Source organism: Yersinia mollaretii ATCC 43969, assembly GCF_013282725.1.
Taxonomy (GTDB): domain Bacteria; phylum Pseudomonadota; class Gammaproteobacteria; order Enterobacterales; family Enterobacteriaceae; genus Yersinia; species Yersinia mollaretii.
Window position 1 is genome coordinate 2,449,781 of sequence record NZ_CP054043.1, and the last position, 11,733, is coordinate 2,461,513.

Genomic DNA, 11,733 nt, shown 5'->3' on the forward strand with positions numbered 1-11,733 from the left:
TGCTATGAGAGATGACTATGTTTGGTAAAGGCGGTATTGGCAATTTAATGAAACAAGCCCAGCAGATGCAGGAAAAAATGCAGCAGATGCAGGAAGAAGTCGCCAAATTAGAAGTTACCGGTGAATCTGGCGCGGGCTTGGTAAAAGTGACAATTAATGGGGCGCATAACTGCCGCCGGGTTGAAATCGACCCAAGCCTGTTAGTTGAAGACGATAAAGAGATGCTGGAAGATTTGATTGCCGCCGCATTGAATGATGCCGCGCGTCGTATTGATGAAACGCAAAAAGAGAAAATGGCCTCTGTATCCAGTGGCATGCAATTGCCACCAGGCTTTAAGATGCCGTTCTAATGCAAACCAGTCCACTCCTTGAATCATTAATGGAGGCGTTGCGCTGCTTGCCGGGTGTTGGCCCGAAATCAGCGCAACGTATGGCATTCCAGCTGCTACAGCGTGACCGTAGCGGTGGAATGCGCTTGGCACAGTCTTTGACCCGTGCGATGTCCGAAATCGGCCACTGTGCTGACTGCCGTACATTTACCGAGCAAGACCGCTGCACTATTTGCTCCAATCCTCGTCGTCAGCAAAATGGCCAAATCTGTGTGGTCGAAAGCCCAGCAGATATCCATGCTATCGAACAAACTGGCCAATTTGGTGGGCGCTATTTTGTACTCATGGGGCATTTATCCCCTATGGATGGCATTGGTCCGGGTGATATTGGTTTGGATTTGCTAGAAAAACGGCTTGAATCTGAAACCATTACGGAAGTTATTCTGGCAACCAACCCGACTGTCGAGGGGGATGCCACTGCCAACTATATCGGCCAAATGTGTGGTCAGTATGGGGTATTAGCCAGCCGGATTGCACATGGTGTACCAGTCGGCGGCGAGCTGGAAATGGTTGATGGTACGACACTATCCCATTCATTAGCCGGGCGTAATCCCATTAAGTATTAATCTCATGCCATCGTGCGGGCGATTGTTTTGTTATTGATTATCATATGAATAATTTTATTTGTGATACTCAATGAATCGCCCCTGATTCTCTGTTTTTTCTGTATTGAGACTTGAAACCCCCTCCTATTGGCCCCACTTAATCCTCATTGTTCGATTTTATCTGTACCCGTCATCTTTCAAGTTTGCCGCTCTCCTGCACCTTGAAATCTATTGGGTATGACTATCGGTAATTTGGATTGAGGTAATTAATGAGTATGAAAGGCCAAGAAACCCGTGGATTCCAGTCTGAAGTTAAACAACTTCTCCATTTGATGATTCACTCGCTCTACTCCAATAAAGAAATTTTCTTGCGCGAGCTGATCTCCAATGCCTCTGATGCGGCAGATAAATTGCGTTTCCGCGCGCTGTCTCACCCTGAGTTGTTCGAAGGTGACGGCGAGCTGCGTGTACGTTTATCTTTTGATAAAGAAAAACGGACTTTGACCCTAAGTGATAACGGCATCGGTATGAGCCGTGAAGAAGTCATAGATAATCTCGGTACTATCGCGAAATCAGGGACCAAAGCATTCCTTGAGTCTATTGGTTCAGATCAAGCCAAAGATAGCCAACTCATTGGTCAGTTTGGTGTTGGTTTCTATTCTGCCTTCATCGTGGCGGATAAAGTCACTGTGCGCACCCGGGCTGCCGGTGCCCCAGCGGATGCTGGCGTGTTCTGGGAATCAGAAGGTGAGGGCGATTACACCATTGCCGATATCACCAAAGAGGAGCGTGGTACTGAAATTACCCTGCACCTGCGTGAAGGTGAAGACGAATATCTTGACGATTGGCGTCTGCGTTCTGTTATCAGCAAATACTCAGACCATATTGCGTTACCGGTTGAAGTTCAAAGTGAAAATGAAGAAGACGGCACCATTACCTGGGAGAAAATCAACAAAGCTCAGGCATTGTGGACCTGCAATAAAGCCGATATCACGGACGACGAATACAAAGCATTTTATAAGCATATCGCCCATGACTTTACCGATCCCTTAATCTGGAGCCACAACCGCGTCGAAGGTAAGCAGGAGTACACCAGCTTGTTGTATATCCCGGCACAAGCTCCGTGGGATATGTGGAATCGTGATCACAAGCATGGCTTGAAACTTTACGTTCAGCGCGTATTCATCATGGATGACGCAGAGCAGTTCATGCCGAACTACCTACGGTTTGTTCGTGGCTTAATCGATTCTAATGATCTACCGCTCAACGTCTCGCGAGAGATTCTGCAAGATAGCCGTGTGACTCAGAATCTACGCAGTGCGTTGACCAAACGTGTGCTGCAAATGCTGGAGAAACTGGCTAAAGACGATGCTGAAAAATATCAGCAGTTCTGGCAGCAGTTTGGCATGGCGCTGAAAGAGGGGCCGGCTGAAGACGGTAGCAATAAAGAAACCATCGCCAAGTTACTGCGCTTTGCTTCAACACACACTGACAGCTCAGCACAGACGGTGTCATTGGAAGAGTATGTCAGCCGTATGACCGAAGGGCAGGAGAAGATCTATTACATCACTGCTGACAGCTATGCGGCGGCGAAGAACAGCCCACATTTGGAACTGTTCCGCAAAAAAGGCATTGAAGTTCTACTGCTATCCGATCGTATTGATGAATGGATGATGAGTTACCTGACTGAATTTGACGGCAAGATTTTCCAGTCAGTCAGTAAAGCTGATGATTCGCTGAATAAGCTGGCAGATGAAGAGCGCCCAGAGCAGCAAGAAGCTGACAAAGCACTGGAGCCATTCGTCGAGCGTGTTAAAACCCTGCTGGGTGAGCGAGTGAAGGATGTGCGTCTGACACATCGCCTGACCGATACACCGGCAATTGTCACGACAGACGCCGATGAGATGAGTACGCAGATGGCGAAATTATTCGCCGCTGCGGGTCAGCAAGCGCCTGAAGTGAAGTACATTTTCGAACTGAATCCAGAACATGGCTTAGTAAAACGAGCTGCTGATGTGACGGACGACGCCCAGTTTGCTGAATGGGTAGAGTTATTGCTGGATCAAGCGCTGTTAGCTGAGCGGGGAACACTAGATGACCCTAACCAGTTCATTCGCAGAATGAATCAGTTATTAACGGCTTAATTGCGTCATGAGAACGTCTCTGGCATTTAGTTCGCCAGAGACGTTTTTTTATTTATTTCAGCATCTTATATTATATTATCCACTTGGTGCTACTGAACCCATCCCGCCAATCCACCTCGCACTCCTTGAGCCAACCCCCCTGAAAATGGTATGGTTGTTCGTTTTCCGCATTTTCGTTTTATTTAAGTAAAAACACATAGAAAAACTACATAGCAAGGGGATTTACGCAATGCGTATCATTCTGCTGGGCGCTCCGGGCGCTGGTAAGGGTACTCAGGCTCAATTCATCATGGAGAAATACGGTATTCCGCAAATCTCTACGGGTGACATGTTGCGCGCCGCTGTAAAAGCAGGTTCTGAGTTAGGTCTGAAAGCGAAAGAAATTATGGATGCCGGCAAACTGGTGACTGATGAACTGGTTATCGCATTGGTTAAAGAGCGCATCACACAGGACGATTGTCGTGACGGTTTCCTGTTAGATGGATTCCCGCGTACCATTCCTCAAGCTGATGCCATGAAAGAAGCGGGCATCAAGGTTGATTATGTACTGGAATTTGATGTTCCGGATGAGCTGATTGTCGAACGTATCGTTGGCCGTCGGGTACATGCTGCTTCAGGCCGTGTTTACCACGTTAAATTCAACCCACCTAAAGTTGAAGATAAAGATGACGTGACCGGTGATGAGCTGACGATTCGTAAAGACGATCAGGAAGCCACTGTACGAAAACGTCTGATTGAGTATCATCAACAAACTGCGCCATTGGTCTCTTACTACCGTAAAGAAGCTGATGCGGGTAATACGCAGTACTTTAAACTGGACGGAACCCGCAAAGTAGCAGAAGTCAGTGCTGAACTGGCGACTATTCTCGGTTAATTCTGAATGGTAAGATAGCGAAGGCGGCCTGAGGTCGCCTTTCGTATTTTACGGATCTTATTGAAAGTTTAATGATTAGCTCGAATAATACGCGTGAAAGCCAAACAAGGACTTGTGCATGATGCAAACTAAGCTCGGTGTACTGATGGTCAATCTGGGGACACCAGATGCTCCTACGTCGCAAGCGGTCAAACGCTATCTGGCTGAGTTCCTGAGTGACCGCAGGGTTGTTGACACATCCCCATTGCTTTGGTGGCCTCTATTACGCGGTGTCATTCTGCCAATTCGATCGCCTCGTGTCGCCAAACTCTATCAATCCGTTTGGATGGAAGAGGGTTCACCTTTATTGGTCTATAGCCGGCGGCAACAGAAAGCGTTGGCGGCGCGTATGCCAGATATTCCTGTCGAGTTAGGGATGAGCTACGGCTCGCCAAATCTGCCAGATGCTATTGATAAACTGCTCGCGCAAGGTGTGACTAAATTGGTGGTATTGCCGCTTTATCCGCAATACTCCTGCTCAACCAGCGCCGCTGTTTGGGATGCTGTTGCTCGGATTCTGAAAGGATATCGCCGCTTACCCTCAGTTTCGTTTATTCGCGATTATGCGGAGCACCCAACTTATATTTCAGCATTAAAACAAAGTGTTGAACGCTCTTTTGCACAACATGGTAAGCCAGACCGGTTAGTGATGTCATTTCATGGCATTCCTAAGCGCTATGCCCAATTGGGTGATGACTATCCTATCCGTTGTGAAGAGACCAGCCGCGCGTTACAGGCTGAACTAACACTGCCGCCAGAACAAATCATGATGACATATCAATCTCGATTTGGCCGTGAACCTTGGCTCACCCCCTATACCGACGAAACATTAAAAAACCTGCCTGCTCAGGGAGTTGAACATATTCAACTCATCTGCCCTGGCTTCTCTGCCGATTGTCTAGAAACTCTAGAAGAGATCAAAGAGCAAAATCGCGAAATTTTCTTGCATGCGGGGGGCAAAAAGTTCGAATATATCCCAGCGCTGAATGATGACGTAGGGCATATAGACCTTTTAGAACAATTAGTTAGAGAGTATATGTAGTGTTAATGGTTGGATAATCAAACAGCTACGATATTGATTTTTATTGAAATAATTGCATATGAATAAATGCCCCTCTAATCTAATAAAGTAGAATGATGTTTTTCTATTTTTGAAATCAGAATAAACCGAATTGATATTTTTATAATCTAGTGTAGGAAATTAGTTGTGTATTGAGAAATGTTCAAGAATGATATGTTTCACATTTTTCTTGTAATGATAGGTTATATGTTAGAAAATTAGCCATAATATTAGTACTTAGTAGCTATTTTTGCTTAACTGAAAATGCGGTGAGTTTTTTTCATCTCTTTTGGTCAGGCCAGTAGGTTACATAAATGCAGGTGCTACGTGGTGTTACATGCCTATGTTATTTATCAGTGCATTGGTTACTGCAAGCCAAGGGCGGTAGCATTGCTTTTAATCTAGTGAATTTATCTAGCCATTGATATTTTCGTAACAACTAAGTTTTATAATTAATTTATTTCATTTCACTTTAATCTCAGCTTAAATAATCTATTTTGAGATGATATAAAAACATTCCCCACTAAATCTATTTTAGTCAGGCTTAAAATATGCCCTTCAATATAAAGCTACAACCATCAGGAGTTATTTTTGATGCTGAAGGATCTAAAACGATCTTAGATTCAGCTTTAGAAAATAACATCAATATCGAATATGGTTGCAAAGATGGTACCTGCGGTTCCTGTAAGGCAAAGTTAATTTCTGGTGAAATAGAACAGGATGATAATACGTCTTTGACCAATGAGGATGTTTCTAACGGATTTATTCTTACTTGTTGTTCCAAACCTAAAAGTGATATAGAAATCAATGTAAAATATTATCCAGAGCTAAGTCATATAACGGAAAAAACGTATCCATGTAAACTCGATAATATTGAATTTATTGGCAATGATATAGCCATTCTAACATTACGCTTACCTCCAGCATCTAAGATAGAATATTTGTCAGGTCAATTTATTGATTTAATCATTAATGGTCAGAGACGTAGTTATTCTATTGCTAATGCACCCGATAAAAAAATCGAGTTACATATAAGAAAAGTCCCAAATGGTCTTTTCAGCGAAATCATTTTTAATGAGCTTAAGCTACAGCAGCTTCTTCGCATTGAGGGCCCGCAAGGCACGTTTTTTGTCCGCGATAATAGCCGACCGCTCATCTTCTTAGCGGGAGGGACGGGCTTCGCACCGGTTAAGGCAATGGTTGAGGAACTCATAAGTAAGAATGATAAACGTCCCATTCATATTTACTGGGGAATGCCTGAAAGCAAACTTTTCTATTCTGATATAGCCCAAAAATGGGTGGCAGAATATCCACATATTCAATATGTCCCTGTAGTTTCGGGGGAAGATAGATCTTGGCATGGTCAAACAGGGTTCGTTCATAAGGCTGTTATTAACGATTTCCCTGAGCTAAGTCACTACAGTATTTATGCTTGTGGTTCACTTGCTATGATCTCAGCCGCACATCAGGAATTTATTCAATATGGACTGGCTGAAGACCAATTCTTCTCTGACGCCTTTGTACCATCAAAGTAATTAATATGGAGAGTAAAGTGAAAGCAGTTATTCTTGCCGGTGGTTTAGGTACTCGTCTTAGTGAAGAAACGGTAGTTAAACCGAAACCGATGGTAGAGATCGGTGGGATGCCTATTTTATGGCACATTATGAAACTTTACTCTGCTTATGGGATTAATGATTTTATCATCTGCTGTGGTTACAAAGGCTATGTAATAAAAGAATATTTCGCTAATTACTTTATGCATATGTCCGATATCACTTTCTCTATGCGTGATAATGAAATGAAAGTACATCACAAACGAGTAGAACCGTGGAATGTCACACTTGTTGATACTGGTGAACATTCAATGACCGGTGGTCGTTTGAAGCGTGTCAAGGATTATGTAAAAGATGATGAGGCGTTTTGCTTCACTTATGGTGATGGTGTTAGTGACGTTAATATTGCTGAATTAATTGAATTCCATAAAAACCATGGCAAGCAAGCAACATTAACTGCTACTTATCCACCAGGCCGCTTTGGTGCATTGGATATTCAGAATCAGCAGGTACGTAGCTTTAAAGAAAAACCGAAAGGTGATGGTGCATTGATCAATGGTGGATATTTTGTTTTATCACCTAAAGTAATCGATCTTATTGATGGTGATAAATCAACTTGGGAACAAGAACCATTAATGACGTTAGCTGAACAAGGTGAGTTAATGGCTTTTGAACATACCGGTTTTTGGCAGCCAATGGATACCTTACGCGACAAAGTCTACCTGCATGAATTATGGGAAGCGGGTCGAGCTCCTTGGAAAGTCTGGGAATAAATATCATGATTGATAAACGCTTTTGGCAAGGTAAACGTGTTTTTATTACCGGACACACTGGTTTTAAAGGGGGGTGGTTGAGCCTATGGCTGCAAAACATGGGAGCAACGGTAAAAGGCTATGCTCTGGTTGCACCAACCGAGCCAAGTCTGTTCGAAACCGCACGCATTGCCGATGGTATGATTTCGGAAGTGGGTGATATTCGTAATTATGACCAGCTACTAAAATCAATTAGCGACTTTAAACCTGAAATTGTTTTCCATATGGCCGCGCAACCTTTAGTGCGATTATCCTACTCAGAACCCGTTGAGACATACTCTACTAATGTGATGGGTACTGTTTATCTGCTAGAAGCTCTTCGGCATGTTGGTGGTACCAAAGCCATTATTAATATCACCAGCGATAAATGTTACGACAATAAAGAATGGGTTTGGGGATACCGTGAAAATGAAGCTATGGGAGGATATGATCCCTATTCAAACAGCAAAGGTTGTGCCGAGTTAGTCACATCTTCCTACCGAAACTCCTTCTTTAACCCTGCTAAATACGGGCAGCATGGTACAGCATTAGCAACTGTGCGTGCTGGTAATGTGATTGGTGGCGGAGATTGGGCATTAGATCGTGTCGTCCCTGATATTTTACGTGCATTCGAAAGATCATCGCCGGTTATTATTCGCAACCCACATGCAATTCGCCCATGGCAGCATGTGCTAGAACCCCTATCTGGTTATTTGTTGCTGGCACAAAAAATGTATTGTGAAGGAGCCAAATTTGCTGATGGTTGGAATTTTGGACCTAATGATACCGATGCAACACCAGTACAGAATATCGTAGAGAAAATGGTGTCATTCTGGGGGCAAGATGCCAGTTGGCAGTTAGACGGCAATGAGCATCCTCATGAAGCACACTATTTGAAACTTGATTGTTCTAAAGCAAAAATGCAATTAGGTTGGCACCCTCGATGGAGTCTCGATACAACATTAGCTCGTATTGTTGACTGGCATCAGGCTTGGCTGTCAGATACTGACATGCATGATTACAGTATTAACGAAATTAATAGCTACATGAACACTAAATGATTTGAGGTCATAGATAAATGAGTCAAGAACAATTACGTCAACAGATTGCTGAGTTAGTGGCTCAGTATGCTGAAACGGCTATGGCCCCAAAGCCATTTGAAGCAGGTAAGAGTGTTGTGCCTCCATCAGGCAAAGTTATTGGCGCTAAAGAATTACAACTGATGGTTGAAGCATCCTTGGATGGATGGTTAACCACTGGGCGTTTTAACGATGCTTTCGAAAAGAAATTGGGTGAGTATATTGGCGTCCCTTATGTGTTGACGACCACTTCAGGTTCCTCTGCCAACCTACTTGCACTGACCGCATTAACATCCCCTAAATTAGGAGCTCGTGCTCTCAAGCCTGGTGATGAGGTTATTACTGTTGCTGCGGGATTCCCGACAACAGTAAACCCAACCATTCAAAATGGCTTAATTCCCGTATTTGTTGATGTTGATATTCCAACGTATAACGTCAACGCCAGCCTAATCGAAGCTGCTGTTAGCGATAAAACTAAAGCAATCATGATTGCGCATACTTTAGGCAACTTATTTGATCTGGCTGAAGTTCGTCGAGTAGCAGATAAATATAACCTATGGCTGATTGAAGACTGTTGTGATGCTTTAGGCTCCAAATATGATGGAAAAATGGCCGGAACGTTTGGTGATATCGGTACTGTCAGTTTCTATCCAGCTCACCATATTACAATGGGTGAGGGCGGTGCGGTATTTACAAAATCAGCCGAACTTAAATCTATTATCGAGTCATTCAGGGATTGGGGACGTGACTGTTATTGCGCACCAGGCTGTGATAATACCTGTAAGAAGCGCTTTGGCCAGCAACTAGGTTCTCTACCATTTGGTTATGATCATAAATATACCTATTCACACTTGGGTTATAACTTAAAAATTACCGATATGCAGGCGGCATGTGGTTTGGCTCAACTCGAACGTGTGGAAGAGTTTGTTGAAACACGTAAAGCAAACTTTAAGTATCTCAAAGAAGCACTTCAATCATGTGTAGATTTTATTGAGTTACCTGAAGCCACTGAAAACTCAGATCCATCATGGTTTGGTTTCCCGATAACTCTGAAAGAAGATTGCGGGATTAGCCGTATTGATCTGGTTAAATTCCTTGATGAAGCTAAAGTGGGAACTCGACTACTATTTGCCGGTAACTTAACTCGCCAACCCTATTTCCATGATGTGAAATATCGTGTTGTTGGTGAATTGACAAATACCGATAGAATTATGAATCAAACTTTCTGGATTGGTATCTATCCAGGACTGACACATGATCACTTAGATTATGTAGTGAGTAAGTTTGAAGAGTTCTTTGGTTTGAATTTCTAATTAGGTAAGAGGTATTTAATACCTCATTTTATTATGAAAATTCTTATTACTGGTATTAGTGGCTATTTGGGGAGTCAATTAGCTAATGCTTTAATACAAGAGCATGACGTCACTGGAACAGTACGTTCAGGATCTGTATGTGGACGTATCTCTGATGTCAGAGATATTAATTTTATTAATGTTTCTGATAGTAATTGGTTAGATAAGATTGTATCACTTTCTCCTGATGTAGTTATTAATACCGCCGCATTATATGGACGGAAAGGGGAGCTACTTTCAGAGCTAGTAAATGCTAATATCCAATTTCCATTACGGATACTGGAAGCATTAGTCTCAACAGGAAAATGCCTATTTCTCCAATGCGGAACTTCTCTACCTGCGAATGTTAGTCAATATTCTTTGACTAAGAGCCAATTTAGCATTCTCGCCAAAGAATATTGCAGTAAGTCTAGCTGTAAATTTATAGACTTGAAGTTAGAGCATTTTTTCGGTCCTTTTGATGACTTAACTAAATTTACAACTTATGTCATTAATAGCTGCAGAAATAATGTTGATCTAAAACTAACGACTGGTTTACAGCAGCGTGACTTTATTTATATCACTGATCTTATTAGTGCCTTCAAAACTCTCATTTCAAAATCAGAATATCTCATATCAGGTGAGAGTATTTCTATTGGGTCTGGACAAGCAATAACAATTAGAGAATTCGTTGATACTGTGATTGAAATTACTAATTATCAAGGTGATGTTCAATTTGGCGCAATACCATCTAGAAAGAATGAAATTATGTATAGCTGTGCAACGTTAGAACGGCTGCATGAGCTTGGATGGGAGTGTGAATATTTATTGGATAATGCAATAAAAGATATTTTAATTAAGGAATAAAAATGAAGCTTTTAATCACTGGGGGCTGTGGTTTTCTAGGTAGCAATTTAGCATCACACGCTATCCAATTAGGTATGGAAGTTGTTGTATTTGATAACTTATCACGCCATGGTTCATATGAGAACCTTAGATGGCTAGAGTCTATTGGTAAATTTACACATGTACATGGTGATATTCGTAATAAGAATGATGTAGTTAAATTGATTCAGCAGTATCAACCACATAATATCTTCCATCTAGCTGGCCAAGTTGCAATGACAACATCTATCGATAATCCCCAAAAGGACTTTGATATCAATGTTGGTGGTACATTCAATTTGCTTGAGGCAATACGCTTATTTAATCCAAATTGCGGTGTTATTTATTCTTCAACTAACAAAGTATATGGAGATTTAGAGCAGTTCACATATAGGGAGACAGATACGCGCTATGAATGTATCGAAATGCCTGATGGGTTTGATGAGAATGTCCAGTTAACTTTCCATTCACCTTATGGCTGCTCTAAGGGGGCTGCGGACCAATATATGCTTGATTATGCACGAATATACGGACTTAAAACTGCAGTTTTTCGTCATTCTTCAATGTATGGTGGACGCCAGTTTGCAACAGTAGATCAAGGTTGGGTTGGTTGGTTTTGTCAACAAGCTATAGAGACTTCCAAAAATAATGTAATTACGCCATTTACAATATCAGGCACAGGCAAGCAAGTTAGAGACCTTTTGCATGCGGATGATATGATTAAACTTTATTTCTCAGGGATGAGGAAGATCGATAAAATTTCGGGTGAAGTATTTAATATTGGCGGAGGGATTGTCAATAGCCTGTCACTCTTAGAACTATTTAAGATCTTAGAGAATAATACTAGTACTAAACTGATATATAAAAATTTACCAGCCAGATCAAGTGATCAAAGAGTCTTTGTGGCAAATATACGGAAGGCATCAGAAGCCTTTAATTGGGTACCAACAGTCTCATCCGAAGAAGGAGTAAAGAAAATGTTGGAGTGGTGCAAGAATTGCGCCTAATAAGCGTATGTAACTCCTATGGCTAACTGTACAAAC

General features: G+C 42.3%; 11 protein-coding genes. All 11 read left to right on the forward strand.

All coding sequences use genetic code 11. From position 1 onward, the window contains the following. Positions 1-17 precede the first annotated feature (17 nt). Positions 18-350 (forward strand): YbaB/EbfC family nucleoid-associated protein, encoded by a 333-nt coding sequence (locus tag HRD69_RS10825; RefSeq protein ID WP_004718772.1) that lies wholly within the window; start codon positions 18-20, stop codon positions 348-350. Further along, positions 350-955 carry a recombination mediator RecR gene (gene recR, locus HRD69_RS10830; RefSeq protein WP_032812952.1) on the forward strand — a complete coding sequence of 202 codons (606 nt, stop codon included), beginning with the start codon at positions 350-352 and terminating at the stop codon, positions 953-955. The genes HRD69_RS10825 and recR overlap by 1 nt, the downstream gene beginning before the upstream one ends. Before the next feature lie 254 nt (positions 956-1,209). Next, the gene (gene htpG / locus HRD69_RS10835) at positions 1,210-3,078 is read left to right on the forward strand and encodes a molecular chaperone HtpG (protein ID WP_004873410.1); all 1,869 of its coding nucleotides are present in this window, start codon (positions 1,210-1,212) and stop codon (positions 3,076-3,078) included. Between the two features lie 229 nt (positions 3,079-3,307). After that, on the forward strand, positions 3,308-3,952 hold the full coding sequence (gene adk, locus HRD69_RS10840) for an adenylate kinase (RefSeq protein ID WP_004873409.1): 645 nt from the start codon (positions 3,308-3,310) through the stop codon (positions 3,950-3,952). Between the two features lie 118 nt (positions 3,953-4,070). After that, positions 4,071-5,033, forward strand: a complete 963-nt coding sequence (gene hemH / locus HRD69_RS10845) for a ferrochelatase (RefSeq protein ID WP_004873408.1) — start codon at positions 4,071-4,073, stop codon at positions 5,031-5,033. Between the two features lie 569 nt (positions 5,034-5,602). Further along, entirely contained in the window at positions 5,603-6,586 is a 984-nt protein-coding gene (locus HRD69_RS10850; protein WP_004873407.1) for a CDP-6-deoxy-delta-3,4-glucoseen reductase, read from the forward strand. Between the two features lie 17 nt (positions 6,587-6,603). Next, positions 6,604-7,377, forward strand: a complete 774-nt coding sequence (gene rfbF, locus HRD69_RS10855; protein WP_032812951.1) for a glucose-1-phosphate cytidylyltransferase — start codon at positions 6,604-6,606, stop codon at positions 7,375-7,377. A gap of 5 nt (positions 7,378-7,382) precedes the next feature. Continuing rightward, positions 7,383-8,456 carry a CDP-glucose 4,6-dehydratase gene (gene rfbG, locus HRD69_RS10860; RefSeq protein ID WP_004873405.1) on the forward strand — a complete coding sequence of 358 codons (1,074 nt, stop codon included), beginning with the start codon at positions 7,383-7,385 and terminating at the stop codon, positions 8,454-8,456. Between the two features lie 17 nt (positions 8,457-8,473). After that, the gene (rfbH, locus tag HRD69_RS10865) at positions 8,474-9,787 is read left to right on the forward strand and encodes a lipopolysaccharide biosynthesis protein RfbH (protein ID WP_004873404.1); all 1,314 of its coding nucleotides are present in this window, start codon (positions 8,474-8,476) and stop codon (positions 9,785-9,787) included. Positions 9,788-9,820: 33 nt separating this feature from the next. Continuing rightward, entirely contained in the window at positions 9,821-10,672 is an 852-nt protein-coding gene (locus HRD69_RS10870; protein ID WP_004873403.1) for an NAD-dependent epimerase/dehydratase family protein, read from the forward strand. Positions 10,673-10,674: 2 nt separating this feature from the next. Next, a complete protein-coding gene (locus HRD69_RS10875) occupies positions 10,675-11,697 on the forward strand; it encodes an NAD-dependent epimerase/dehydratase family protein (protein WP_004873402.1) in 1,023 nt (340 codons plus the stop codon). The last annotated feature ends 36 nt before the right edge of the window (positions 11,698-11,733 follow it).